The sequence below is a fragment of the Sorangium sp. So ce394 genome (assembly GCF_051474665.1).
GTDB classification, from domain to species: domain Bacteria; phylum Myxococcota_A; class Polyangia; order Polyangiales; family Polyangiaceae; genus Sorangium; species Sorangium cellulosum_D.
On the sequence record NZ_CP150339.1, the window covers coordinates 9,287,100 to 9,311,519 of the forward strand.

Annotated in this window: 23 protein-coding genes; 12 read left to right on the forward strand and 11 right to left on the reverse strand. The window is 73.1% G+C overall.

Annotated elements, in window-relative coordinates:
• Positions 1-51: 51 nt before the first annotated feature.
• Together hpf and WMF33_RS34160 are read right to left on the reverse strand one after the other, a co-directional pair.
• Positions 52-426, reverse strand: coding sequence for a ribosome hibernation-promoting factor, HPF/YfiA family (gene hpf, locus WMF33_RS34155; RefSeq protein WP_061627433.1), 375 nt, complete (start codon positions 424-426; stop codon positions 52-54).
• Positions 427-653: 227 nt separating this feature from the next.
• Positions 654-998: a sigma-70 domain-containing protein gene (locus WMF33_RS34160; protein ID WP_437332549.1), complete on the reverse strand. Its 345-nt coding sequence runs from the start codon at positions 996-998 to the stop codon at positions 654-656.
• Between the two features lie 339 nt (positions 999-1,337).
• Between WMF33_RS34160 and WMF33_RS34165 the strand changes: the two genes are divergently transcribed.
• Positions 1,338-2,204 carry an oxygenase MpaB family protein gene (locus WMF33_RS34165; protein WP_437332550.1) on the forward strand — a complete coding sequence of 289 codons (867 nt, stop codon included), beginning with the start codon at positions 1,338-1,340 and terminating at the stop codon, positions 2,202-2,204.
• A 72-nt stretch (positions 2,205-2,276) separates the two neighbouring features.
• Here WMF33_RS34165 and WMF33_RS34170 read toward each other — a convergent pair whose 3' ends face one another.
• On the reverse strand, positions 2,277-3,332 hold the full coding sequence (locus WMF33_RS34170) for a serine/threonine-protein kinase (RefSeq protein ID WP_061627432.1): 1,056 nt from the start codon (positions 3,330-3,332) through the stop codon (positions 2,277-2,279).
• A gap of 336 nt (positions 3,333-3,668) precedes the next feature.
• On the opposite strand from WMF33_RS34170, the gene WMF33_RS34175 reads away from it, so the two are divergent.
• Positions 3,669-4,700, forward strand: a complete 1,032-nt coding sequence (locus tag WMF33_RS34175; RefSeq protein ID WP_061627431.1) for an isocitrate/isopropylmalate dehydrogenase family protein — start codon at positions 3,669-3,671, stop codon at positions 4,698-4,700.
• 67 nt (positions 4,701-4,767) lie between these two features.
• Here WMF33_RS34175 and WMF33_RS34180 read toward each other — a convergent pair whose 3' ends face one another.
• On the reverse strand, positions 4,768-6,549 hold the full coding sequence (locus WMF33_RS34180; protein WP_437332551.1) for an ATP-binding protein: 1,782 nt from the start codon (positions 6,547-6,549) through the stop codon (positions 4,768-4,770).
• 186 nt (positions 6,550-6,735) lie between these two features.
• Positions 6,736-7,179, reverse strand: a complete 444-nt coding sequence (locus WMF33_RS34185; RefSeq protein ID WP_020738752.1) for a gamma-glutamylcyclotransferase family protein — start codon at positions 7,177-7,179, stop codon at positions 6,736-6,738.
• 366 nt (positions 7,180-7,545) lie between these two features.
• On the opposite strand from WMF33_RS34185, the gene WMF33_RS34190 reads away from it, so the two are divergent.
• From WMF33_RS34190 to WMF33_RS34200, 3 genes are all read left to right on the forward strand, one after another.
• On the forward strand, positions 7,546-7,956 hold the full coding sequence (locus WMF33_RS34190; protein WP_437332552.1) for an energy transducer TonB: 411 nt from the start codon (positions 7,546-7,548) through the stop codon (positions 7,954-7,956).
• A gap of 341 nt (positions 7,957-8,297) precedes the next feature.
• Positions 8,298-9,071 carry a phosphoenolpyruvate--protein phosphotransferase gene (locus WMF33_RS34195; protein WP_437332553.1) on the forward strand — a complete coding sequence of 258 codons (774 nt, stop codon included), beginning with the start codon at positions 8,298-8,300 and terminating at the stop codon, positions 9,069-9,071.
• A gap of 200 nt (positions 9,072-9,271) precedes the next feature.
• Complete coding sequence (locus WMF33_RS34200) at positions 9,272-10,612, forward strand: PAS domain-containing protein (RefSeq protein ID WP_437332554.1); 1,341 nt, start codon at positions 9,272-9,274, stop codon at positions 10,610-10,612.
• Positions 10,613-11,032: 420 nt separating this feature from the next.
• Here the strand turns inward: WMF33_RS34200 and WMF33_RS34205 are convergent, their stop codons facing one another.
• Together WMF33_RS34205 and WMF33_RS34210 are read right to left on the reverse strand one after the other, a co-directional pair.
• Positions 11,033-11,704, reverse strand: coding sequence for a DUF2378 family protein (locus WMF33_RS34205; protein WP_437332555.1), 672 nt, complete (start codon positions 11,702-11,704; stop codon positions 11,033-11,035).
• Positions 11,705-12,061: 357 nt separating this feature from the next.
• The gene (locus WMF33_RS34210; protein ID WP_437332556.1) at positions 12,062-12,193 is read right to left on the reverse strand and encodes a hypothetical protein; all 132 of its coding nucleotides are present in this window, start codon (positions 12,191-12,193) and stop codon (positions 12,062-12,064) included.
• A gap of 191 nt (positions 12,194-12,384) precedes the next feature.
• Here WMF33_RS34210 and WMF33_RS34215 point away from each other — a divergent pair, with 191 nt between their 5' ends.
• Together WMF33_RS34215 and WMF33_RS34220 are read left to right on the forward strand one after the other, a co-directional pair.
• Entirely contained in the window at positions 12,385-12,780 is a 396-nt protein-coding gene (locus WMF33_RS34215; RefSeq protein WP_437332557.1) for a VOC family protein, read from the forward strand.
• Between the two features lie 149 nt (positions 12,781-12,929).
• On the forward strand, positions 12,930-13,673 hold the full coding sequence (locus WMF33_RS34220; protein ID WP_437332558.1) for a M15 family metallopeptidase: 744 nt from the start codon (positions 12,930-12,932) through the stop codon (positions 13,671-13,673).
• Between the two features lie 9 nt (positions 13,674-13,682).
• On the opposite strand, the gene WMF33_RS34225 is transcribed toward WMF33_RS34220, so the two are convergent.
• Positions 13,683-14,165, reverse strand: coding sequence for an acyl-CoA thioesterase (locus WMF33_RS34225; protein ID WP_437332559.1), 483 nt, complete (start codon positions 14,163-14,165; stop codon positions 13,683-13,685).
• 37 nt (positions 14,166-14,202) lie between these two features.
• On the reverse strand, positions 14,203-17,028 hold the full coding sequence (locus WMF33_RS34230) for an ATP-binding protein (RefSeq protein ID WP_437332560.1): 2,826 nt from the start codon (positions 17,026-17,028) through the stop codon (positions 14,203-14,205).
• Between the two features lie 98 nt (positions 17,029-17,126).
• On the opposite strand from WMF33_RS34230, the gene WMF33_RS34235 reads away from it, so the two are divergent.
• On the forward strand, positions 17,127-18,311 hold the full coding sequence (locus WMF33_RS34235) for a hypothetical protein (protein ID WP_437332561.1): 1,185 nt from the start codon (positions 17,127-17,129) through the stop codon (positions 18,309-18,311).
• 92 nt (positions 18,312-18,403) lie between these two features.
• Here the strand turns inward: WMF33_RS34235 and WMF33_RS34240 are convergent, their stop codons facing one another.
• Together WMF33_RS34240 and WMF33_RS34245 are read right to left on the reverse strand one after the other, a co-directional pair.
• Complete coding sequence (locus WMF33_RS34240; protein WP_437332562.1) at positions 18,404-19,030, reverse strand: hypothetical protein; 627 nt, start codon at positions 19,028-19,030, stop codon at positions 18,404-18,406.
• A gap of 147 nt (positions 19,031-19,177) precedes the next feature.
• Complete coding sequence (locus WMF33_RS34245; RefSeq protein ID WP_437332563.1) at positions 19,178-20,560, reverse strand: penicillin-insensitive murein endopeptidase; 1,383 nt, start codon at positions 20,558-20,560, stop codon at positions 19,178-19,180.
• A 151-nt stretch (positions 20,561-20,711) separates the two neighbouring features.
• On the opposite strand from WMF33_RS34245, the gene WMF33_RS34250 reads away from it, so the two are divergent.
• Genes WMF33_RS34250 through WMF33_RS34265 form a run of 4 tightly spaced genes read left to right on the forward strand, consistent with a single transcriptional unit; the run spans position 20,712 to position 24,372 of the window.
• Positions 20,712-21,470: a CoA transferase subunit A gene (locus tag WMF33_RS34250; RefSeq protein ID WP_437332564.1), complete on the forward strand. Its 759-nt coding sequence runs from the start codon at positions 20,712-20,714 to the stop codon at positions 21,468-21,470.
• Between the two features lie 25 nt (positions 21,471-21,495).
• Positions 21,496-22,161, forward strand: a complete 666-nt coding sequence (locus WMF33_RS34255) for a CoA transferase subunit B (protein WP_020738766.1) — start codon at positions 21,496-21,498, stop codon at positions 22,159-22,161.
• A gap of 10 nt (positions 22,162-22,171) precedes the next feature.
• Positions 22,172-23,029: an acetyl-CoA carboxylase, carboxyltransferase subunit beta gene (gene accD, locus WMF33_RS34260; RefSeq protein ID WP_061622096.1), complete on the forward strand. Its 858-nt coding sequence runs from the start codon at positions 22,172-22,174 to the stop codon at positions 23,027-23,029.
• Positions 23,026-24,372: a bifunctional folylpolyglutamate synthase/dihydrofolate synthase gene (locus WMF33_RS34265; protein WP_437332565.1), complete on the forward strand. Its 1,347-nt coding sequence runs from the start codon at positions 23,026-23,028 to the stop codon at positions 24,370-24,372. The genes accD and WMF33_RS34265 overlap by 4 nt, the downstream gene beginning before the upstream one ends.
• The last annotated feature ends 48 nt before the right edge of the window (positions 24,373-24,420 follow it).

Here is a 24,420-nt window from a genome sequence, read left to right on the forward strand (position 1 = left end):
GGCGGCTCGGATCGGGCGCGCTCCGCCGCCCCGGCGGCGGAGCGCGGCGGCTCAGGATCGACCGCGTCCGGCGGCTGCGGCTGCCACCGCTTCCCGCTCCACCTCGGCGGCGTACTCGCCGGCGCTCGTCCCGCCGCGCTTCCGCGCGATCGTGCTCCCCTTTCCATCGCGGATCTGCCGTTCCAGCTTGTCGTGGACCGTGTCGATCGACGCGTACATGTCCTCCCCCCGCTCGGTGGCCTGGAACGCCAGGCTGCCGGAGGAGATGCGGACGTCGGCGACGTGCATCAGGCCCTCGACGGAGAGGGTCACCTGCGCCGTCATCGCCTGCCGAAGAAATTTCTGGAGCTTGGCGACCTTCTCGTGAGCGTATTTTTTGACGGCCTCGGTACCCACCATGTGCCGGAACGTGATCGTGATGTTCATCGGGCCAGCCTTCCTTCCCTGATGCGTAGAGGAAACAATCGACTACGGCGACAGAGCTCCCCTCCATCTCGATAATAACACTGACGTAGAGCTCCGGTCTGCCCTCAACGGCGCAGCTCCTTCGTTTTGTTTGCCTCCCTTTCGGTCTGGCTCCGTGCCGCGTCTTGCCGCCTCTCCCGCGTCTTGCCGCGCTGCGCTGTGTCCGGCGCGGCCTGCATGCGTCCTCTTCAACAAGTCTTGGCGCGCCCCGCTTGTTCCAGGGCTCGGCGCACCGTGTGCGGGGCATGGCCAGAGGCCAGCGCGATCTCGCCGATCGTGGGTGTGCGCCCAAGCTCGGCCGCGAGCCGCCTCGCGCTCGCGAGGACGGCGCGGAGCACCTCGACGTCGCCCGCGTCGAGCGGCTCGGCCACCCGGAGCCCCTCGGACTCGAGCCGGTCGATGATGTGCTCCACCTCCTCGTACGACACCGGCCGGCGGGCGATGACGTCGGCGATGTCGTTGAGGTCCACCCGGCCGGTCGACCGATGGCGAGTAAGGAGCTCCTGGATCATGTCGTCGATGACAGGCCGCACGGAGCTAGGGTGCCACCTTCGCGCAGGCCGCGCACGCGCGCCCCGCCCCCGGCGCATGGCCTTCGGCGCGGGGCCGCCCGGACGTCCCGAGCCCGTCTCCCGCGCAGCCGCTGCGGCCTGGTCGCGCGGGAGCCCTGAACAACCGGCTCGCCGGCGCGCGGGCCGCCTCGTCCCCCCGTCGAGGACGCCGCGCCTGGCGTCCGTCCTCACCTCGTCTCGTCGGCGTCGGCTCATCGGTGTTGGCGTCCGCACCGGCTCAACGACGTTTCCGCGAGGATTCGAGGAGGTATGATAGAACCCGGGCCGTCATCGACTGGATACAACTCAGGAGATCTCTCTATGCGCTGGGCTCCTCCCAAATCGCGATCGCGTTATGCGATCCGCGACCATATCGAGGCGAACCTCGATCCGGTCCAGGATCATCAGGAGATCGCGTTTCTCTCGACCTGCTATGATTTTCCGTGGGACACGCACCGCGCCCTCGAGCTCGCGCTGCTCCGCGTCTTCGGCATCGCGAAGAGCACGCCGCTCCTGGTGCAGACAGGGGAGCTCCTGCAGCGGACCCAGAAGCGCTACGACGACACGGTCCTCATCCTCTCGGAGATGCTGGAGAACGGGTACGACAGCGAGCGCGGCCGGGCGGCGCTGCGGCGCATGAACCAGCAGCACAGGCGCTACACCATCCCGAACGACGAGTACGTGTACACGCTGTCGACGTTCATCTTCGAGCCCATCCGCTGGAACGAGCGCTTCGCCTGGCGTCCGCTGCTCGAGAAAGAGAAGCTCGCGGCATACCACTACTGGAAGCAGGTCGGGGTGCTCATGAACATCCGCGACATCCCGCCGAGCTACGAGGCGTACGAGCGCTTCAACGTCGAGTACGAGGCGGAGCACCTGCGATTCTCGGAAGACAACCGCCGGCTCGCCGTCGCGGCGCGCGACCTCATGCTCGGCTGGATGCTGCCGAAGGCCCTGTGGCCGCTCGGGGCGCAGGTCATCCACGCGATCCTCGACGACCCCCTGCTCGACGCGCTCGGGCTGCCGCGGCCGCCGCCGGCGCTGCGCCGCGTCGCGGAGGCGGCGCTCCGCGCGCGTGGCCCGCTCCTGCGCGCGATGCCGCGCCGGCGCTCGCCGCACCTGCTCACCAAGATGAAGAGCCGCACGTACCCGGACGGCTACCGCATCGAGGACCTCGGCGCGCGCTGACCTCGCCGCGCGCGTCGACCGCGGCGCGCGTCGACCGCCGCGCCGCGCGCCCTCGGGGACACCGCGTGCCCTTCAGGGCAGCTGGCGCCGCAGGAACTTGAGCGCCTCGCGCGCCGCCGGGTTCACCGGCTCGTACACGTCGGGGGATTTCCGGAGCGGCGCGCCGATCGGAGCGCCGGGGCGGGCGCCGAGGATGCGCTCGACGTCCTCCAGGAGCGATTGCATCGAGTCGAAGCGGTTGCCGGGCAGCTTGCGGAGCGCGGTGGCGACCAGCGCCTCGAGGCGCCGGTCGATGCCGGGGCGGATCGCGCTCAGCCGGGGCGCCGGGGCGCAGGCGTGCTGGGCGACGACCACCACGTCGTCCGGCGAGGAGAAGGGCAGCTGGCCGGCGAGCATGCGGAACATCGTGACCCCGAGGGCGTAGACGTCGGTGCGGCCGTCGACCGGATCGGCGAGGGCCTGCTCCGGGGCCATGTAGGGGACGGTGCCGAGCACGAGGCCGGCCGCGGTCACCGGGCCCGATCTCACCTTGGCGAAGCCGAAATCCATCATCTTGAGCACGCGCGGGCCGCTCGAGGAGCGGACGAGGAACATGTTGTCCGGCTTCACGTCGCGGTGGACGATCCCGGCCGCGTGCGCGGCGGCGAGCGCCGACGCCGCCTGACGTATCAGCGGCAGCGCGACGGCCTCGCTCACGGCCACCTCGCGGCGGAGCAGGGCGCCGAGCGACTCGCCGGTGAGGAGCTCGAGCACGATGAACGGAGACCCGTCCTTGCGCTCGCCCGCGTCGAGGACCCGGATGATGTTGGGGTGCCCGAGCTCGGCCGCCACCTCGAGCTCGCGGAGGAACCGCTCGCGCTGGGTCCGGTCCGCGGCGAAGTTGCGGTTCAGGATCTTGACCGCGACCTGCTCCTTCGTGTGGCTGTCCACCGCGAGGTACACGCGCGACATCCCGCCGGCGCCGATGAAGCCCTGGATCACGTACCGATCCTCGAGGACGGCGCCGAACTGCCGCGTCGGCTGCGCGGGCTGCGCGGCCGACAGGGACTGGACCAGGCGCGCGCCGTCGTCAGGGCAGAACGCGTACGAACGGTCGGCGTAGCCGCGGTGGCAGCGCGGGCAGATCATGGGCGCGCGACATGATGGCGGCGCGGGCGGGGATCCTCAAGGGACATGCGCCCCGGCGAGCAATCGTGCGTAAACCAACATGAAACAAAACGGACGCACGCGGAGCGACACGGACCCACGCGGACCAGCGCGGAGCGCATGAAACAATTGAAACATGTGGAGCGTCACGGTGACGGAGGTGACGGCGGTGACGACGATGACGACGGGACGCGCGGCGCGCGCTCCGTCGAGGCCGCGATCTACCGTCCCGGGAGGTAGATCGCGGCGCTGACCTCGACTATGCGTGCAACTTTCCTGGACGACGCGAACCCACCCCGAGCCCGAGAGACAGAGCCCGTGACCTCACAGAAGCATCCTGCGACCCTCATCCCCGGCGATGGTATCGGCCCCGAGATCGTGGAGGCGACGCTGCGCGCCCTCGACGCGCTCGGCGCGCCTTTCGAATGGGAGACGTGCGTGGCCGGCATGGCCGGCGTCAAGGAGTCCGGCGATCCCCTGCCCCGGGCCACGCTCGACAGCATCCACCGCACGCAGCTCGCGCTGAAGGGGCCGCTCGAGACGCCGATCGGCGGCGGATACCGCTCCTCGAACGTGCGCCTGCGGCAGGAGTTCAAGCTCTTCGCGAACGTGCGGCCCGCGCGCACGCTGATCCCGGGCGGCCGTTACGAGAACATCGACATCGTGCTCGTGCGGGAGAACCTCGAGGGCCTCTACGTGGGCTTCGAGCACTACATCCCGATCGGCAGCGACGAGCACGCGGTGGCGATCGGCTCCGGCGTGAACACCCGCGTCGGCTCGCGCCGCATCGCCGAGTTCGCCTACGACTACGCCGAGAAGAACGGCCGCAAGAAGGTCACGATCGTCCACAAGGCCAACATCATGAAGGCGCTCACCGGCATCTTCCTCGAGACGTCGCGCGACGTGAGCAAGGCCTACGAGGGCCGCGTGGCGACCGACGAGCGCATCGTGGACGCGTGCGCGATGCAGCTCGTCCTGAACCCGTGGCAGTTCGACGTCATCGTCACGACGAACCTCTTCGGCGACATCCTCTCGGACGAGATCGCGGGCCTCGTCGGCGGCCTCGGCATGGCGCCCGGGGCCAACATCGGCCAGAACGCCGCCATCTTCGAGGCGGTGCACGGCTCGGCGCCGGACATCGCCGGCAAGGGCGTGGCGAACCCGATCGCGCTCATGCTCGCCGCCGCGATGATGCTCGACCACGTCGGCCGCCGGGATCTCGCCGAGCGCCTGCGCGCCGGGATCGACGGCGCGCTGAACGTCGACGGGGTGCGCACCCGCGATCTCGGCGGCAAGGCGGACACGAAGGCGCTCACCGACGCCATCGTGGCGCGCATCAAGAACGGCTGAGCGGCGCTCGGGACCTCGCGTCGGCAGGCGCGGCGGAGGTCGCCGCCGGCGCGCCGCGGGCGCGGGATCAGCCGCGCTGGGGCGCCTCGGAGAGCGGGAGCGTGAAGTGGAACGACGTGGTCTCGTCCGGCTCGCTCCGCGCCCAGATGCGGCCGCCGTGCGCCTCGATGATGCCCTTGCAGATGTAGAGCCCGAGGCCCGTGCCGGGCAGGTTCCTCCTGGACGGGCCTGACGTGAGCCGCTGGAAGCGCTGGAAGAGCTTCGGCAGCTCGTCCGGGTGGATGCCCGGCCCGCGGTTCTCGATCGCGACCTCCACCTCGGCGTCGCGGCGCGAGAGCGTCACCCGGGTCGGCGCGCTCGGGTCGCCGTACTTGGCGGCGTTGAGGAGGAGGTTTCCGACCACCTGGTCGACGCGGGCCGCGTCCGCGTGGACGAGCGGCACGTCCTCGTCGGCGGCGAGCACGACGGCGCGCTCCGGCCGCTCCATGTGGGCGAGATCGACGGCGGCGCGGAGCTGGGCGCAGAGGTCCATCGGCTGCCGGTCGAGGGAGAAGCGGCGCGCCTCGAGCTTGGAGGCGTCGAGCAGGTCCTCGGCCATCCGCTCGATGCGCTGGACGCTGGCCAGGATCTTCCGGCTCCAGCCCCGGATGTCGGCGGCCTCGGATCGCCGCGACAGCATGCCCGCGCACGCGGTGATCGCGGTGAGCGGCTGCCTGAGGTCGTGCGCCACGATGGAGAGCCACTCCTCGCGGAGCCGCTCGCGCTCGATGAAGTGGGTGACGTCCTCGTAGCTGGCGATGGCGCCGAGGATGGTGCCCTGGTCGTCGCGGACGGGGCCGGCGCTCACCACGACGGGGATGTGGCTCCCGTCGCTCCTCCGGAACCACAGCTCCTCGCAGGTCATTCCCTGGCCGCGCGCGGCGCGGACGAGGGGCATCTCGTGGTGCAGGAGGGGCCGACCGCCGGGCGCGCAGAGGAGCGCGCGCCCGGCGGACCTGGGCGTCGCGAGGGGGTGCGGGCCGTCGCAGAGCTGCTCGCATCGGCGGCTCGCGAGGAGCGAGCGGCCGCCGCGCTCGTCGAAGACGGCGATCGCGACGGGGAAGTCCGCGATGATGCTGCGCAGCCACTGCTGCTCCGCCGCGAGGCGGGCGTTCGCCTCGTGGAGCGCGGCCTGGGCGTCGCGGAGGAGCGCCTCGGCGCGCGGCTCCGCCTCCGCCGCCCCTGCGCTCGCGGCTGCGGCGACGGGCGCGCGGCCGGGCTCTCGCTCGTCGCGCGGCTCGCCCTCGCGCTCGGCGGAGGCGAGCGCGAGGGCGAACAGCGCGACGAGGGCCTGGACGCGCGGGAGGAGCTCCGCCGCGGGCGCGCTGCGGCCGCCGAACGCGCAGGTGAGGACGCCGAGCGGCCGCTCGGCGGCGAGCAGCGGGGCGGCCAGCACCCAGCCGACCTTCAGGCAGGTCTCGATCGCGCGCACGTCGGCGAAGCGCTCGAGGGCGGCGTCGTCCGCCGCCGCGTGCTCGATGCGGCGGCTCTCCGCGGCGCGCAGGGCGAGGGACGGGGTGCTCGTGAGATCGCCGAGCGCCGCGTCGAGCGCGCTCGGCACGCCGGAGGAGGCGAGCAAGCGGATCGCGCGCGCGCCGTGTGTGGGCGCGCGCGCGTCGTGGAGGAGCGAGAGGTCGGCGCCGAGCAGCCGGGCAGCCTGCTCGACGATGGTGTCGTGGATCTGCTGCGGGTCGCGCTTCCCGGAGAGCGCGGCGGACGCCTCGACGATGGCGTCCGCGAGCTGGGCGGCGGCCGCAGCAGGCTCTCCGTAGATGCCCGGGGCCCGGTCATGCGCCGAGATGGTCGTCATGCGTCCCTCCGTCTGTTGCCTAGCACCTGTGGAGGGGGGGGCGGTGCCGCTCGAGCGGATGGCACGTCGAAGCGATGGGGCGGCGCGGGCGATGAGGCCGGCGCGAGCGAACGAGCGGGCGGATGGAGCGGTCGGGCTGCGCGGACGGGCGAGCGGAGGTGTGCGGCGCGCGCCGCCGGCGGCCGGTCAGCGGGAGGGATCGAAGCGGCGTTTTGCCCAGCTCACGAGCGGGCTGTTGTCCCGGGTTCGCGCGGCGCCGGGCGCGCCGCGGCGCTTCCGCCAGTCGCCCTCGCGGACGCGGCGGCACCCTGCGGCCTGTTCCATCGAGAGGAGGTAGGCCTGGGCTTCCCGGCCGTCGGCGAGGCGTACGGCGGCGCGCCGGTGCAGGATCGGGTGGCCCCGGTGCACGTCGAGCGCGGCGAGCGCGGCGGGCGCGATGGCGTAGAGCTCGCCGGTCACGGCGACGAGCCCGCCCTCGACGAGGGCGCCGCTCGTGCCCAGGTCGACGAGCGCGTACTGGGGGGTCGTGGTCGCCGCCCCGAGCGGGCGGGCTGCCGCGAGCCACTCGTGCTGGTCCTCGCCCTTCATGAGGTTGTCGTAGACGAAGAGCGCGATCTCGCTGGTGGTCATCGGGCGTGGTCCTCGCGACGGGCTCGGCGGCCCGGCAGAGACCCTCGCAAAGGGAGGGGGCGGGCGCAAGGTCGGCCGGGAGGATGGCGGCGGCGCGCGGGGGAGCTGCAGCGCCATGGGAACGTTGCACCCGTGTTCCGGGGGAGCTGCGACTCGGGTGTGGCTCTCGGACCAGGGTGGGTGCAGCGATGAGGGGAGATGGATCGGCAGCCCTATCGCTGTCCCGTCTGCGCGTGGGCAGAAGCGCGCCTCGCGTGCGTCGATCTTCGCCACAACCCATCTCGCCCTGGGACACGGTGCCCACGCGATTGTCGCGCGAGACAGCGCGGCGACACCACCGCAGTCGTTCGGTGATATCGTCTCCTGATGGAACGCCCCAGCCGCGTGATCGCGACGCTTCTGCTCCTGCCCCTATGGACCGCGACCGCATGCGAGGCCACGACGGCCGCGATGCCGGGTGCCGCGCAGCAGGACGCAGCGCGCGAGCTTCCGGCGCGCCGTGGAACGTGGGCGTGTGGTTTTCCCGAGGAGGCAGAAAAGAACGCCATCGACGAGGGCACCGCTGTCGTGAGGGTTTACGTCGAGCTCGACGGCTTTCCCCGACAGGCCATGGTCCTGCAGGACTCTGGCCACGGCTTCGGATCGGCCGCAGCCGAGTGCGCAATGACGAAACGTTACGTGCCGATGAAAGACCGGTATGGATCGCCGATCCCTGGCTGGACGCCGCCAATCACCGTCCGCTACGTCAAGAAGCCGCAGCCCTTGACCGCTCGATAATCCATCGCCCGCAGCGTGAGCTGCCGTGGGGCACCACCTCGGCGTGCAAGCCCGCGGTGGAGGGACCGCCGCCGGCGTGCAGCCCACGGTGGGGGGACCGCCGCCGGCGTGCAGCCCGCGGTGGAGGGACCGCCGCCGGCGTGCAGCCCACGGTGGGGGGACCGCCGCCGGCGTGCAGCCCGCGGTGGAGGGACCGCCGCCGGCGTGCAGCCCACGGTGGGGGGACCGCCGCCGGCGTGCAGCCCGCGGTGGGGGGACGCGCCTTGGCCGCCGGCGCGCCCCCCGCGCCGCAGACGTGCTGTGCGCTTGTCGAGACACGGAGACGGCGATACCCCGGCTGGATGACCAAATCCGCATTTCTCGCCCGCCGGCTCACGCCGAGCGGGTGCATCATTGCAGGAACCAAGCTCACCGCTCACCGGGAGGCGTTGAAATCGAAGAAGATCAAGCTATCTGCCAAGGTCGATGCGGCGGCCCAGTCCGTCATCGCGGCGACCGAGGTCATCGCGGCGCTCGGCGGCACCGACGCCTCGATGGTCGCGATCGACCGCGGCGCGGATCGCTGCATCGGCGCGTTCAACGGCCAGCTCGACGCCATCGAGCGCGCGTTCGATCATGACGGCATCCTGCCGCTGACCGAGGACGAGGCGGCGCGCCGCGGCGACGCCCTGCTGGTGCGCTCCGAGGTGCTCTCGGCGGGCATCGATTTCGTCCGGCTCGTCCATTCCCAGCAATGGGTGCGCATGAGCGCGATGATCAAGGCGCTCGAGCGCAAGGACGTGAAGGCGGCGGTGGAGCGACTCGGGCTCTCGGCCGAGGTGGGCCGGCTGCGTCGCTGGACCGAGCTGTACGGTCAGAAGCTCGGCGTCACCCAGGCGAAGAGCGCCGACCCGGCGCTCAAGGCGGTGGAGGCGTGGCACGAGGCGTACGGCACGCTCATGGTCCAGGTCCACGCCGAGTACGACGACGACCGGGACGAGACTCACGCGCTCCTCCGCGACCGGCTGCTCTCGCCGTACGAGGACGCGGCGGAAGAAGCCCGGCGCGCCGAGCAGCGGTCCCGCGCCGCCAGCGCCAGGAAGAAGGCCGAGCCCAACGAGCCCGAGCCGATGTGAGCGCCCTCTCGATCCGCTGACATCCACCGTACTGCGGGTCGTCCTCGCGCGCGTGGCGACACGACCTCGTACGGCAGAAGCTCGGGTCGATGCCGGTCGGCATTGTGGGCCAGGGGACGCTCGGTTTGCCCCGATCCGCGTGTGCTCCGCGATGACCTTGCGGACTCGCGCACGCTCCGCATACAGTCGAGCAACTGGCAATGGCAGATGACGAGCTGGGGGAGACCGGGCGGCTCAGGGCGGAGATCACGGCGCTGCACGCGCGCGTACAGGAGCTGGAGAGGGCGCTCGCGGAGCGTTCGAGCGGCCCTGCGGCCGAGGGAGCAGCGCCGCGCGGCGCGGCGACCGCGGACGCTCACGCCGCGCTCGCCGCGCTCTCGTGGCTGCTCGCGCCGGAGCCAGCGCAGATCCGCTGGCGCCCCGATGGCACGGTGACGCGGTGGAACGATGGCGCCGAGCGCGTCTTCGGCTGGAGCGGGGGCGAGGCCGTCGGTCGCGCGCTCTCCGACCTCGTGGCCGCAGATCCCGTGTCCCCGGACGCGGTGCGCGCGCTCACGCGCGACTGGGCGGAGAACCGGTTCGCCTCGGTCACGAGCGAGGGCAGGACGAAAGGCGGGCAGGCGCGCCTCTGCCGGTGGACCTACGCGGTGCTGCGCGACGACGACGGCGCCGCCCGCGAGATCGCGGCGATCGTGGAGGACGCCGGCGCCGCGCCGTGGAGGGAGCACGCGCTGCTCGGGCGGCTTCAGCTGCTGCTTCAGCTGGTGGACCACTCGCGCGACTCCATCTTCATCAAGGACATCGAGGGGCGATATGTCTTCACCAACCGCGCTCACGCGGAGGTCTATCGGAGGCATGTCGTCGACGTCATCGGCAAGAAGGAACATGATTTGAGCCCCCTGGCCCCCGAGGCCACGGACGAGGTCGTGGCGAGGGAGCGCGACGTGCTTGCCGGGGGGAAGGCGATACAGTGCGAGGAGGTCCTGCTGCTCGGCGACACGAGCATCCATTTCTCCACGGTCAAATTCCCCATCTTCGACGGGCGTGGCGAGCCGATCGGCCTCGGCGGCGTCGTCACCAACACCACGTCGCTGAGGCACGCTGAGGCCGAACGGGCCGCGCTGCAGGAGAAGATCATCGCCGCCCAGCAGGCCGCCCTGCGGGAGCTGTCCACGCCGCTCATCCCGATCGCCGACCGGGTGGTGGCGATGACGCTGGTGGGGACGATCGACACCGCGCGCGCGGCGCAGATCATGGAGACGCTGCTCGCCGGCATCAGCAATCACGGCGCCCACACCGCGATCCTGGACGTCACGGGTGTACGCGCGATCGACACGCACGTCGCGGACGCCTTGACGCGGACCGCGCGCGCAGCCCAGCTGCTCGGCACCCGCGTGGTGCTCACCGGCGTCGGCCCGGACGTGGCGCAGACGCTGGTCACGCTCGGCGTGGACCTGTCCGGCATCACCACGCTCGGCACCTTGCAGAGCGGCATCGCGTACGCCCTCCGCCACACGGCGCGTTCGCGACAAGCAGGTTGACTCCGTCCGAAAGCGCGGAATCCCGGACCACCGCCGATTCGACGGTGTCGGGCTCGGCTCGTCCTGTCGTGCGGTGTCGACGGCGTCGGTGCGAGCCGCCTCGCCCCCGATCGCTCCGCGATCGGATGAACCGCCCCCCTTACACCACCGTAGCGCCGGCGGGAGGGTCAGCGCGGCGGGGGCGGGTGGGCGCGGCGAGCACCGACCGAGGTGCCATAAGGTCCCCGAGGGCTCGGCGCTCCAGGCGCGCCTTGTGTGGCGCGCAACATAACGTCCCAGCTGGCATGGCCCGAAGGGAGACATGCCGGGCGGTGTTCTCAGCGCAAGCTCCCACGCCGCCCGTCTTGGCGGATGGCCGAGCGCCCACCCGCCCCCGCCGCGCTGACCCTCCCGCCGGCGCGGCCCACCCGCGCGGGTGGGTTACCAGGTGACCACGAACTGCAGCGCGTCCGGCCCTCGCACCTCCACGGCGATGGTCGGCTTGGCCCCGTATCCCATGACGAGCGCCTCGAAATTCCCGAGCGGGTATTCCAGCATCCCGCGGAAGCTGCCGATGTCGATCTGCACCTCCGACGGCCCCAGCTGCCGCGCCCTGGCCGACGGCCCCTTCACGAGCGCGCCGAGGCTGCCCGTGTAGCGCATCAGCGCGGCGCCCGGGTCGGTCGCCAGGTGCATCGTGATCCGACCGAGCGCGCTCTCCCGGAACGCCGCGACCTGCTGCCGCGCCAGGCGGCGGTAGGCCTCGCGCGAGCTCCGGTTCGGGTGCGAGAGCCGCGCGGCGGCGTCGTAGACGCGCAGGAAGTCGCGCATCGGATAGTCCGAGAACGGCAGGTAAAGCCCGCCCCGCGGCGGGCTCGACAGCGTCGTCACCACCTGCGCGAACCGTTCCCCGAGCGTCGCCGCCAGCGCGTTGAAGAACATCCCCTTCATCGCGTAGAACTCGGGGACGGCCGCCACCACGGCGTCGATGTCGATGTTGCCGAGGAGCGGATCGGACGGACGCACCTCGAAGGACGCACCGTTCGGCCCCACGAGCGGCCCCTCGGCGGCCGGCGCGCTCGCCGGCATGACGCTTCGAGGCACGGTGCGCATGACACCGCTCCTGGGAATCGGCGTCTCGTTGGCTTGCCGGCGGTGGTCGCTGCGGACCTCTTTCATATGGGAGCTCGCGGCGAAAAAAATCTCAACAGGGCCGCTTGCGGCAACCACCGCAGCGGAGGGAACGCTCCCGACGCTGCAATGGCCATGCCGCTCGATCCAGGAACGAGTCGCCGCACGAACAAGGGGATTCACGGCGGATTTCCCTTGCATGGATGAAACGCCGCTTCAGCGCTGCAACCGGGGCCGATGGCCAGGACGGTACCCACCTCCACGCCCGCGGCGGGCGCGCGTGTGCAGAGACACATCCGCGAGCGTCCTGGCCGAAGGAACGCCGCGTCAAAGGGGCCATCAGCGCACCGGCAGGCCGATCTCGCGGAGCTCCGCCGCGCGCAGCGGGAGCTCCTCGGCCATGAAGAGCTCGTCGCGCTGCGGCGGCTTCGCCCGCTCGACCTGAACGTGATCGCTGCGCAGAATCTGCACCTCGCTGTCCGGCGCTGCGTCATCGGAGCGCGGCTCGCGGGCTGCGATGAGCCGGAGCGGCCTCCCGCGGCGCCTTGCGCAGCCCGGCGAGGCGCGCTGCGCAAGGCGCCGCGTCTCCTGACAGCACGCTGTCAGGAGGGCCGCCGTAGGTTGCCGGAGCGCGTGGGCGGAAGACCCGCGAGGAGGCTCTGATGAAGACAGGATTGGGTGGCGTGATCGTCTATGTGCCCGACGCGGTGGAAGCCGCGGCGTTCTACGAGCGCGCGTTCGGCTTCGAGCGCAAGTTCGTCGCCGACGGCAACGACTACTGCGAGATGCAGGGCGACGTGCCGCTCGGGTTCGTGCGGGAGGAGTTCGTCCAGCAGCACCTGCCCGAGTTCGTGAAGAACCGGCCCGGCGCGCGTCCCGCTGGGTTCGAGATCATCGTGACCAGCAAGGACGTCGACGCGGCGTTCGCGCGCGCGGTCCAGGCCGGCGCCGCGCCCGTCGCGGAGCCCCACGACATGCCCTGGGGCCAGCGCGTCTCCTACGTGCGCGACCTGAACGGCGTGCTCGTGGAGATCTGCTCGCCGTGGTCCGCCCCATGAGATCGACCGCTGCGCCGCGGCGGCGCCGTCGCCGCGACGCAGCGCGCAGTCGGCCGAGGGGGTGCGCCCTGTCACCTGACGGCGATCTCCTGACGGGCACCTGCGGCAAGTCCTTGCCGTCCCTGACCTGGCCTGCTTAACCTCCGCGCGTGAACGCGAACGGCCGGACACGGGTGCACCTGCTCGTGGCAGCAGCGCTCGCCCTGCTTGCGGCCGGCCCCTCGGGGCTCGGCGGCGGGCCCGTCGCCGAGGCGAAGGAGGCCGCGCGGGGCAAGCGCAAGAAGACGACGCAGTACGAGTGCCGCGTGCAGAGCCCGCAGAAGTTCCTGAAGCGGCGCACCTTCGTCCAGAAGGGCATGCTCAACCCGAAGAAGCACGCCAAGGCGGTCCGCTACCTCGCCGAGCATTACGGCCACGTCGAGACCGAGGAGACGCGGCGTTACAACTCCGAGAGCGCCCACTCCCAGGCGAAGACCGTGCAGTTCATGGGTCTGCCGGTCTCCATCCACGAGAAGATCGCGCCCGCGCTCCACTGCGTGGAGAAGCGGATCCGCGCGACGTGCTCCAGCAAGTCCCGCCGCTACACGCCGCGCGCGGTCGGCGGGTTCCGCACGGCGAACAGCTACCGGGGCGCGGAGATCTCGAACCACCTGTTCGGCATCGCCATCGACATCGATCCTGACCGGAACCCGTGCTGCGGCTGCGTCGATCCGTGGCCCACGAGCCCCCTGTGCCAGGAGAAGAAGCGCACCGCCTACGAGCGCACGTCCCTCTCCCGCTGCTGGATCAAGGCGTTCGAGCGCTACGGCTTCGACTGGCTGGGCCACGACGACCTCGAGGACACGATGCATTTCGAGTTCCTCGGGAATCCCGACCGGTTCATCAAGAAATAGCGCCGGCGCTCACGCGCCGCGGCCGCGCCGCGAGAGCCGCCGCGCGCGCCGCTCCGCCGCGGCCTCGGCGAGGCGGCGGTCCTCGTCCGTCTCCAGCCGGAGCGGCGGTACGGCGGTCGGCCGCAGCGACGCGTCGACGGCCACGAACGTCACGAAGGCCGTGACCATGGGCCAGACGTCGCCCGTGGCCGCGTCCTCCCCCTCGACGGACACGAGGATCTCGAGCGACGTGCGGAAGGTCGCGGTCACCCGCGCGGCCAGGCGCACGACCTGACCGACCTTGCTCCCGCGGTCGAACGAGAGGTCGTCGATGCCGGCGGTGATGACGGTGCTGCCGGTGTGCCTCTGCGCGCAGATGGCGGCGCACAGGTCGATCCAGGCGAGCACCTGCCCGCCGAAGATCGTGCCGAGCGCGTTCGCGTGCGTCGGCAGGACGTACTCGGTCATGGTCGTGACCGAATCGGAGGCGCGCTTCTCGTGTTGGGCCTTCACCCGGCAGGTGTATCACCGCGCCGCGGGATCGCTCGAGCTAGCTCGACGTGGACGCCCGCCCCGGGCTCGGGAACGACGGCTCCTCCGCCGTCCCCGCCCGCCCCGGGCTCGGCGAGGACACCGGCTGCTTCGCGAGCCCCGGCGGCCCGGTCGGCAGCGTGGGCTCGTCCTCGAAGCGCATCGACGTGATCTTCAGCCGCCCGAAGATCGCCTCCGCCCGATCGTTCATCGTCACCGCCTCGCGCCGCGCCGCCATGTTCGCCACGAAGCTCCGGTCCGTCGTCAAGAACCGCGCGTAGGCCTGGAACGTGCGCGCGAGCTCCAGCTCGTTCCCCGTCTCCTCGAAGATGCTCACCGACCGCGCGAAATACGCGCGCGCGCTCTTCGTGTTCGCGCTGCCCCAGCCGCCCGCCGCCGTGATCTCGCCGAGCGTCCGGAGCGCGATGCCGAGGTGCACCTTGCTCCGCACCGAGGCGAACAGGTCCACCGCACGGCTGATCGAGTCGCGCGCCTTCTCCAGGTCGCCCCGGAGCATGTACGCCTTCCCGAGCGCGCGCCGCGCCTCCGCCAGGCCGAGCCGGTCGCCCAGCTCGTCGCAGAGCTCCTCGGCCTGCTGCAGCACCCGCACCGCCTCGTCGGGATCGCCGCTCCGGTAGAGCGTCCCCCCGATGTTCGTCAGGATGAGCGCCGTCCGGTTGCGATCGCCGACCTGCCGCGCCACCTCCAGCGCCTCCTCGAAGAGCTTGAGGGCGCGGCGGTGGTCGCGCTGATCCTGGGCGATCATCCCGAGGTTGTTCAGGCTCACCACGACCCCGAGCAGGTCCGAGATCTCGCGCCGTATCGCGAGCGCGCGCTCGAACGTGCTCAGCGCCTGCTTGAACTCCCCCGAGTCCTGCAGGGCGAGCCCGAGGTTGTTCAGCGACAGCGCGATCGAGCGGCGGTCGCCCATCCGCTCGCGGCGGGCGAGCGCGTCGCGCAGCCACTTGAGCGCCTCCTGGTACTCGCCCCGGAGCCAGTGCAGCTTGCCGATGTCGTCGATGGTCGACGCGATCCCCCGCTCGTCCCGCGCGCCCTCGAACAGGCGGAGCGCGGTGGTGAGGTGCTTGCCGGCCTCGTCGAGCGAGCCGCTGTCGCGGTAGAGCCGCCCGATGCGGTTGTGCGCGGCGCCGCCCTTGCGCCGGTTGTCGAGCCGGTAGGCGAGCGTCAGCATCTCGCGGAAGGCGGCGAGCGCGTCGTCGATCCGCCCGGCGAGCTGCAGGACGTCGCCGTAGTCGTGCAGCGCGTCGATGCGCCGCGCGACGTGCGCGTCGCCGAGCAGCGACAGCCCGCGCGCGTAGTACTCCGCGGCCTTCGCGTTCGAGTAGCGCCCGCGCGCCACGTCCCCGGCGTCGAGCAGCGACAGCCCCGCCCGCACCGCGTCGCCGATGCGCTCGCGGTGCGTCGCGAGCTCGGCGAGGAGCTCCTCGCTGGCGCGCACCGCCACCTGCTGCTCCAGCCACTCGGCGATCGCGTGGTGGTACCGCCGCTGGGCCGCGGCGCTCATCCGCTTCTGGAGCGCCTCGCGCTCCTTGTCGTGCACGAACACGTACTCGTCCGAGCCCGCGAAGCTCGACTCGCCCTGCTTGCGCAGGTAGCCGCGGTCGCACAGCGCGCGGAGCGCGGCGTTGATCCGGTCGAGATCCCTGTCGCTCTGCTCCTCGCCCCACAGCTCGGGCGCCTGACAGCCGGCCCGGCCGAGCACGAACAGCGCGCCGCTCCAGAACACCGGGCCGATGGTCGCGGCCTGCTCGAGCAGCTGCCGGCAGTCGTGATCGAGCGCGGCGAGGCGGACGTTCACCGCGTCCTCGACCGTCGCCGGGAGGGCCGCCGTCGACAGCTTCCCGAGGTGCACGCGCCAGCGCGGCCCGCCCGAGTCGGGCGCGAGCTCCTCGATCACGCCCTGGTCGTGGCAGATGCGGACCATCTGCTCGATGAGCGCCGGGTTGCCGTTCGCGAAGGCGCAGGCCGCCTCGACGAGCTCGGGCGGGGCGCCCGGCCGGGCCTGCGACTCCGCCCCCGCGGCGTCGACGACGACGACGTCCTCGCCGCCGCGCGGCGTGCAGGGCGCGAGCAGCGCCCTCGCCAGCTCCGCCGCCTCGGCCTCGCCGAGCGGCGTGAGCTCGACCAGCGCGTGGCGCCGCTCGCCGACCTTGCCCCAGTCGTCCTGCCGGGTGAGCAGCTCCGGGCGGGCCGCGCAGACGATCAGGATCGGGGCCGCGAGGTACTCGACGAGGTAGCGCAGGAGCGCGAGCGAGTCGTCGTGGGCCGCGTGGAGGTCCTCGAAGACGAGGAGCATGGGGCCCTGGGCCGCGTCCGCCTCGAGGAACGCCTTCAGCACGGCGCGGCGGATGAGGTCGCCCTGCGCCGGGTCGTCCTGCACCGCGCGGGTGAGCGGGCTGTCGCCGAACGCGAGCCCGATGAACTGGCCGAGGAAGTAGATGACGTCGCCGACCTTGCGGTCGCCCATCACGTGCGCGACCTGCGCGCGGACCTCGGCGCGGGCCGCGTCCTTGTCCATGGCGTCCGAGAGGCCGAAGCGGGCGCGCAGGAGCCGCGCGAAGATGCCGTACGCGGACGCCACGTCGCCGGCGGCGCCCGCGTAGACGCGCAGCGCGGCGGAGCCCTCGCGCCGCCCCTCGAGGAACTCGCTCACGAGCCGGCTCTTGCCGATGCCCGGCGGGCCGACGAGCGTCACGGTCCGCGTCGAGCGCTCCCGCTCGACCGCGTCGAGGGCGCGGGCCAGCGCCGACAGCTCGGCCTCGCGCCCGACGAGCGGTGCGCGGGCGGGCGTCGCTGCGCCAGTTGCACTGTCCTCTCGGCTCATCTCCATGGCCTCCACGTCCCCGGGTGCCGCAGCGCGGGGCACTCCCCTCGGCTCATCTCCCTGCCTCCGCGTCCTCGGGTGCCACAGCGCGGGACACGATGTCCCGAGCCTATACCAGGTTCGGCTTCGGTGGCGCGTGCGGTAAGCTGCGGGGCGTGGACGACGAGGTCACGGGGACGCCGCCGCGCGCCGGTAGCACGGCGCGCAATGCCGCGGAGATCCGCGGGCGCATCGCCGCCTGCTTCAGCCTGGCCGAGCTGCGCCGCTTGGCAGAAGAGCTCGGCGTGCCGGACATCCCCTGGGACCGGGGGATGCAGGCCGCGGCGCACGAGCTCGTTCGGCGCTTCGAGCAGCGGCGCGAGCTCTGGTCGCTCGTCGAGCAGCTCCGCGCGGTGCGGCCGCTCGTGGAGTGGCCCGACATGCCGACGGTGCCGCCCGCCTCGTCGATCGCACAGGCGCCGGCGCACACCGACATCCCGCGCCCGGCGCCGCTGCCGAACCTCGCGGCGCTGCCGGTCCCCTCGCCTCCCACCGAGGTCGCGACGCTGGCGCCGCCGCCCATCCCGCCGACCACACGGACGCCGACCGTCCCCACGCCGGAGCCCGCCGCGGCGCGGCCGCGCGGCGCCGCCGGGCAGGCGCGCCCGGCCGTCTCGCCGGGCGCCGCCGAGCGCGCGCCGGCCCGGGCCGCGCGCCGCGTCGATCCGCGGCTGCTGCTCGCCGCGCTGGGGCTCGTGGTGGCCAGCCTGGTCGTCGCCTTCCTGATCGGCCGGGCGTCGAGCGCGCCGGACGGCGAGGCGGCGGCCGCGCGCGCCGCGCCAGCGAGCGCCGCGCCCGCGGCGCCGACGGCCGCCCGGCCGGACGGGGTCGCGGCGCGCGCGGCCGCCGCGATCGAGCGCCGGATCGAGAGCGTGGCGCGGGCGTGCGAGATCCCGCCCGGCGCCGCGGACGACGTGATGCGCCGCGCCTTCGAGCGCTGCGGGCCGGCGCCCGCCCACGCGGCGCAACGGACGGCCCCGGCGCAGGGGAGCGACGCGCCGGCGGCGGAGGTCCCGGCCGCCCGGCCGGACGCCCCCGGGGCGGCGCCGCGCGCGGCCGCCGCCGCCAACGCGCCCGCCGGCGGCAACGCCGGGTGCGTGGGGGCGTGCGAGCGGAAGCACCAGGCGTGCAGGGCGACGCAATGCGGCAAGGAGCCCACGCAGGGCAGCCAGTACCAGCGCTACCAGAGTTGCCTGTCGACGTGCCTGGAGCAGGCGTCCCGGTGCCGGCTCGGCTGCCTCTGAGCCGCTGCCGCTGACCCGCTGCGCCGCGCCGGCGCGCAACGCCGGTCCGCGCGGCCGCGGCCGCGCCGGCCCGTGCGGCCGCGGGCCGGGCGTCAGAGCGGCGGGCGGCTGCGGCGCATCACGTTGACCGTGGCGGTCGGCTGGTGCTCGGGGCAGCCGGTCCTGCCGGAGCGGCTCGGATCGAAGTCGATGCGGAGGCAGGTCTTGCAGACGCACAGGTAGGCGTCGTGGAACTCGCGGTAGCTCAGGATATCCGCGGCGAACAGGCTGAGGACGATGTCGCTGAGCAGGTCCTCTTCGCGCGGGCACGGCTCCCAGAGCGCGCCGTCGCCGGCGCGGCGCACGCGGCCGTCGTCGATCGCCGCGGCGAGGAAGCGATCGTCCGCGGCGGGCGGCATGAGGGCGCGGAGCGAGGAGAGCACCCGGAACCGCGCCGCCTCGACGAGCGCCTGGAGCTCGCGCTCGTCCGGGTCCTCCGGGGCGGCCGGGCCGAGCGCCACCTGCATGGAGAAGCCCTCCGTCACATAGGTCGGGCGCCGCATCCGCCCGGGCGCGACGAGGTGCTTCTCGAACCAGCCCGAGAGCGCCGCCGCGCTCCGGGGAGGCTTGTCGACGAACGTGAGCGCCGCGAACAGCGCCCGGCGATCATGCTCCTTCGCGACCAGCGACGGAGCGGATGGAAGCGTGGGAATCGACGTCTGGGAGTCCGCTTGCCGCATGAACACCCCCATCATTTCGCCCCAGTCTGCCCGAGGTCTTCTCTCGCGGTAAAGACGCGCCGGCGTCCCGATTCCAGATTGCGGGACCACCTGCAATGCAATGCGTTAGTCGCACGTCGCTGCGGTGGCGCGCCGGGGGAGGCGGGCTCAGTCCGTGATCTTGAGCGCGCCGCTGTCGTCGAGCGCGCCGCTCGCGTCGGCGCCGTCCGAATCGGCCTCGACGTCCTCCTGGGACGTGGAGGGCCGCAGGAAGGACAGGTCGAGGCCGCCCATGGGCTGCTGCGCCGCCGCGCGCGCGGCGGCGAGGGGGATCGCGTCGGCCTCGCCCGCGCGGGGCGCGGCGCGGCGCTCGGCCTTCGCGGGGCGCGGGTCCTCGCGGCGCGCGTCCTCGCGGCGCGGGTCCTCGCGGCGCGCGCCTTTCGCGGCGTCGCGCCCGCTCGCGCCGGCCTCGCGCGGCCGCTCCGGCGCGGGGGCCGCGGGCGCGGGCTCCGGCGTCCCCGCGCGCGCGGCCCCCGCGCGCGGGGACGCGGGGGTCCGGAGCCCCTTGGCCGCCTTCGCGATGCGCGCGCGCGTGCGGAACGAGGGGGCGTTCTTCGCGAGCTCGATGCAGCTGCCGCGCATGGCGCTCGGGCAGGAGATGCGCACGTGCATGTGGTCGTCGTGCGGCTCGGAGCCCGTCGGCTGCATCATGGCGAGCTGAGCGCGGACGAGCAGCGCGCGGGAGACGCCGATGCGCTTGGCGTGGGCGAGCAGCGCGTGCCGCAGCGGATCGGAGATGAAGATGTGGCTCACGTGGGCGCGGGGATCGGTGAGCAGGTGCTGCACGAGCAGCCAGTTGCGCGGCAGGTCGAAGCGCGCCCCGGGCAGGTTGGTCGAGGCGAGCCGGGCGTTGAAGCGCAGGAAGTAGGGCGCGTGGACCTGCTTGCCGCGGCCGTCGAGCGCGTAGAAGCCGAGGTCGACGTCGCGGCCGCTCTCGTGGGAGTTGTGGCGGTGGACGTCGCCGCCGCGCTGGCGCGACAGGTCGCCGACCTCGAGCACGGCGCCCGGGAAGCGCTTGGCCACGCCGCGCGCCGCGCGCTCGATCATGCCGACGAGCGCCGGCAGCCCCCAGCGCACGTCGGCGTGGGCGTACGCGGGCACGACGCGGATGTCCTTGCGCGAGGTGTCGAGCCGCACGCCGCCCTCGAGGTGCCCCTCGTTCGGGTGGCCGACCGACGCGGCGGGCGGCTTGGGCGCCGGCTTGGTCTTGGCCGGCTCGGACGATCGCGGCCTTGCGTCGCCGGCGCGGGGGCGGTGGCCCTTGCCGACGTCGCTCGCGAGCCGCGCGCGCGGGGCGGGCGCGCGCGCCCGCGTGCCCGCGGCCCCGCGCGCCTTCGAGCCCGCCGGCGCTCCTGCGCCAGAGCGCGCCTTCGAGCGCGCCGGCGCCTCCGCGGCAGAGCGCGCCGGGGCGTCCGGCGCCGCGGCGGCCGCCGGAGCGCCGGGCAAGGAGAGCGCCAGGATCGTGAACAGCACGGAGATCGGTCGAGGCACACCGGTGCGTTACGGGGTTTCGGCGGGCCGGGCCAAGAAGCCGGCGCCGCCCGGCCCCCGTGCCGCGCTGCGGCGTCCCGGCGTCGCGGCGTACCGCGGCCGCAGCGGAGGCTTTTGCCTCGCGGCCAGTTGGGGTACCTCTCGGTCGGCCATGGACAAGGTCTACAAGAGCGCGCTGGACGCCGTGCGGGACATCCCGGGCGGCGCCACGATCCTCTCGGGCGGCTTCGGGCTCTGCGGCATCCCGGAGCACTGCATCGCCGCGCTCCGCGAGCTCGGCACGAAGGACCTCGTGGTCGTGTCCAACAACTGCGGGGTCGACAGCTTCGGCCTCGGGATCCTCCTGCAGAACCGCCAGATCCGGAAGATGATCTCGTCGTACGTCGGCGAGAACAAGGAGTTCGAGCGGCAGTACCTGAGCGGGGAGCTCGAGGTCGAGCTCACGCCGCAGGGCACGCTGGCCGAGCGCATCCGCGCCGGGGGCGCCGGGATCCCCGCGTTCTACACCCCGACCGGGGCGGGCACGGCCATCAGCGAGGGCGGGCTGCCGGTGCTCTACAACCCCGACGGCACGGTGAAGAAGTACTCCGAGAAGAAGGAGATCCGGCAGTTCGACGGCCGCGACTACGTGCTCGAGCCGGCCATCCGCGGCGACTACGCGCTCGTGAAGGCCTGGAAGGGCGATCGGTTCGGCAACCTCGTCTACCGCCACACCGCCATGAACTTCAACCCGATGATGGCGATGGCCGCGAAGGTGACGATCGCCGAGGTCGAGGAGCTCGTCGAGGTCGGCTCGCTCGACCCGGACCACATCCACACGCCCGGGATCTTCGTGCACCGGATCTTCCAGGGCGAGCGCTTCGAGAAGCGGATCGAGCGGCGCACGGTGCGCAAGGCGCCGGCCGCCTAGGCGCGGGGCCGGGACAGGGGACACGATGGGACTCACGCGGGAACAGATCGCGCAGCGCGCCGCGCTGGAGCTCAAGGACGGCTACTACGTCAACCTCGGCATCGGGATGCCGACGCTCGTCGCCAACTACATCCCCGCGGGGATCGAGGTGGTGCTCCAGAGCGAGAACGGGCTGCTCGGCATCGGCCCGTACCCCGCCGAGGGCGCGGAGGACGCGGACCTCATCAACGCCGGCAAGGAGACGGTGACCATGCTCCCCGGCTCGGCGATCTTCTCGAGCGCCGAGTCGTTCGCGCAGATCCGGGGCGGCCACATCGACCTCGCGATCCTCGGGGCCATGGAGGTCTCCGAGAAGGGCGATCTTGCCAACTGGATGATCCCCGGCAAGATGGTGAAGGGGATGGGCGGGGCGATGGATCTCGTGGTGAGCGCGAAGCGCGTCGTCGTGATCATGGATCACGCCGCGAAGAACGGCGCGCCCAAGATCCTGACCGAGTGCGCGCTGCCCCTCACCGGGCGCGGCGTGGTCCACCGGATCATCACCGATCTCGCCGTGCTCGACGTGACGCCCGAGGGGCTCGTGCTGCGCGAGCTCGCGCCCGGCGTGAGCGCCCGAGAGGTGCAGGAGAAGACACAACCAACGCTCCGGGTCCCCTCCGACGTGAAGGAGATGGGGCAGCGGAGCGCCTAGGGGTTCGCCGATGACCTGGCCCGAAAAGACCCTGCCGACGACCGACGCGAGCGAGAAGCGCTCGCTGGGAGCGGGCGTGTTCCGTCGCTGCGACGGCTGCTCGCACACGCACGACGCCTCCGAGCTCGCCCGCACCTTCGAGGTGTGCTCGCAGTGCGGCCACCACCACAAGCTCGACGCCGAGGGGTGGCGTCGGCTCCTGCTCGACGACGGCGAGCTCGCCCAGTGGGACGATCACCTCGTCCCCAACGATCCGCTCGGGTTCAGCGACGGCAAGAGCTACCGCGACCGCGTCGCGGCGCTCCACAAGAAGGGCCGCGCCAAGGAGGCGATCGAGATCGGCCGCGCCCGGCTGAGCGGCCGCGACATCGCGTACGGCGCGTTCGTGTTCGCCTTCATGGGCGGGAGCATGGGCTCGGTCGTCGGCGAGAAGATCACGCGGCTGTTCGAGCGCGCCACGCGCGAGGAGCTCCCGGTGGTGCTCCTCCAGTCGTCGGGCGGCGCGCGGATGCAGGAGGGCATCCTCTCGCTGATGCAGATGGCGAAGAGCGTGGCCGCGCTCGAGCGCTACCGCAAGGCGCGCCTCCCGTTCATCTCGGTGCTGCTCCACCCGACCACGGGCGGCGTCGCGGCGAGCTTCGCCTTCCTCGGCGACGTGAACATCGCCGAGCCGAAGGCGCTCATCGGCTTCGCCGGCCCCCGGGTCATCGAGAACACGATCCGGCAGACCTTGCCCGAGGGCTTCCAGCGGGCCGAGTTCCTGCTCGATCACGGGATGGTCGACGCGATCGTGCCGCGCCCCGAGATGAAGGCGTACCTCGCCACGCTGCTCCAGCACCTCGCGGGCGATCGCCGGGCGCGGCGATGAGCCCGGCGGCGCCGCGGCTCCCGGCGCTGCTCGAGGCGCTGGGGCAGCGGGCGCCGCGGGGCATGGTGCTCGGGCTCGACCGGGTGCGCGAGGCGCTCGCGGCGCTCGGCGATCCGCACGCCGACGTCGCCGCGGTGCACGTCGCCGGCACCAACGGCAAGGGGAGCGTGTGCGCGATGGTCGAGTCGATAGCGCGCGCGGCCGGGCTCCGCACCGGCCTCTACACGTCGCCGCACCTGTCCCGCTTCGCCGAGCGCATCCGCGTCGACGGCGAGCCGATCGACGACGCGGCGCTCGAGCGCGCGCTGTCGGCCGCGCTCGAGCGGGTCCCCGCGCCGCTCACGTTCTTCGAGGCGCTGACGGTGGCCGCGTTCGTGGCGTTCCGCGACGCGGGCGTCGACCTCGCGATCGTCGAGGTCGGCCTCGGCGGCCGGCTCGACGCGACCAACGTGCTCGCGGCGCCGCTCTGCACGGCGATCACGTCGATCGCGTTCGATCACGTGGCCCTGCTCGGCCCGACGCTGGCCGACATCGCCCGGGAGAAGGCGGGCATCCTCAAGCCGGGCGCGCCCGTGGTGCTCGGCCCGCTCGACCCCGAGGCCGACGCCGCGATCGAGGCCGCGGCGCTGGCGATCTCCGCCGGGCCGCGCCTCCGCGTCGCGCGCGCCGAGCGCGGCGGGAGCGCGGGCGAGATCGCGGTGGGGCGCGCGGGCGAGATCGCGGTGGGGCGCGCTGAGCCTTCCGCGCGCGCGACGCGTGTCGTCGGGCCGGGGCGCCCCGCGCTCGAGGTGGAGCTCGGCCTCCGCGGGGCGCACCAGGCGGAGAACGCGGGCGTGGCGTGCGGGATCGCGTGGCAGCTCGCGGGCCGGTGGCCCGAGGTCGAGCGGGCGCTCCCGGCGGGGCTCGCCGCGGCCCGCTGGCCCGGCCGGCTGGAGCGGATCGACGCGGGCGCCGCCCAGGTCCTGCTCGACTGTGCGCACAACCCGCACGGCGCGCGGGCGCTCGCCGCGTGGCTCGACGAGGAAGGCCCGGGCGCGGCGCGCACCGCGCTCGTGTTCGGGGCGATGGCCGACAAGGGGTGGGGCGAAATGCTACAGACGCTCGCCCCGCGCACGCAGCGGCGGCTCTACGCGACGCCGCAGGGCCGCGCGGCCGCGCCGCTCGACGCGCTGCAGGCGATCGCGCCGGGCGAGCCGATCGGCGATCCGCGCGCGGCGGTGGCGCGGGCGATCGAGGTCGCCGGGCCGGGCGGGCTCGTCGTCGTGACGGGCTCGATCTACCTGGTCGGCGAGGTGCGGTCGGCGCTGCTCGGCATCGCGCCGGACCCGGTCGTGGCGCTCTGACGCGGGCGCGCCGCCGCGCGATGTGCAGGCGCGTCGCTGCGCGGCGGC

Bases quoted from the DNA above. Each gene is read 5' to 3' on its own strand.
- WMF33_RS34205 (WP_437332555.1), bottom strand. From the start codon at position 11,704: ATGCGCACCGTGCCTCGAAGCGTCATGCCGGCGAGCGCGCCGGCCGCC.
- WMF33_RS34230 (WP_437332560.1), bottom strand. From the start codon at position 17,028: ATGAGCCGAGAGGACAGTGCAACTGGCGCAGCGACGCCCGCCCGCGCA.
- WMF33_RS34200 (WP_437332554.1), top strand. From the start codon at position 9,272: ATGGCAGATGACGAGCTGGGGGAGACCGGGCGGCTCAGGGCGGAGATC.
- accD (WP_061622096.1), top strand. From the start codon at position 22,172: ATGACCTGGCCCGAAAAGACCCTGCCGACGACCGACGCGAGCGAGAAG.
- WMF33_RS34265 (WP_437332565.1), top strand. From the start codon at position 23,026: ATGAGCCCGGCGGCGCCGCGGCTCCCGGCGCTGCTCGAGGCGCTGGGG.
- WMF33_RS34185 (WP_020738752.1), bottom strand. From the start codon at position 7,179: ATGACCACCAGCGAGATCGCGCTCTTCGTCTACGACAACCTCATGAAG.
- WMF33_RS34235 (WP_437332561.1), top strand. From the start codon at position 17,127: ATGTCCCGAGCCTATACCAGGTTCGGCTTCGGTGGCGCGTGCGGTAAG.
- WMF33_RS34195 (WP_437332553.1), top strand. From the start codon at position 8,298: ATGACCAAATCCGCATTTCTCGCCCGCCGGCTCACGCCGAGCGGGTGC.
- WMF33_RS34165 (WP_437332550.1), top strand. From the start codon at position 1,338: ATGCGCTGGGCTCCTCCCAAATCGCGATCGCGTTATGCGATCCGCGAC.
- WMF33_RS34215 (WP_437332557.1), top strand. From the start codon at position 12,385: ATGAAGACAGGATTGGGTGGCGTGATCGTCTATGTGCCCGACGCGGTG.
- WMF33_RS34170 (WP_061627432.1), bottom strand. From the start codon at position 3,332: ATGATCTGCCCGCGCTGCCACCGCGGCTACGCCGACCGTTCGTACGCG.
- WMF33_RS34190 (WP_437332552.1), top strand. From the start codon at position 7,546: ATGGAACGCCCCAGCCGCGTGATCGCGACGCTTCTGCTCCTGCCCCTA.
- hpf (WP_061627433.1), bottom strand. From the start codon at position 426: ATGAACATCACGATCACGTTCCGGCACATGGTGGGTACCGAGGCCGTC.
- WMF33_RS34180 (WP_437332551.1), bottom strand. From the start codon at position 6,549: ATGACGACCATCTCGGCGCATGACCGGGCCCCGGGCATCTACGGAGAG.
- WMF33_RS34240 (WP_437332562.1), bottom strand. From the start codon at position 19,030: ATGCGGCAAGCGGACTCCCAGACGTCGATTCCCACGCTTCCATCCGCT.
- WMF33_RS34255 (WP_020738766.1), top strand. From the start codon at position 21,496: ATGGGACTCACGCGGGAACAGATCGCGCAGCGCGCCGCGCTGGAGCTC.
- WMF33_RS34250 (WP_437332564.1), top strand. From the start codon at position 20,712: ATGGACAAGGTCTACAAGAGCGCGCTGGACGCCGTGCGGGACATCCCG.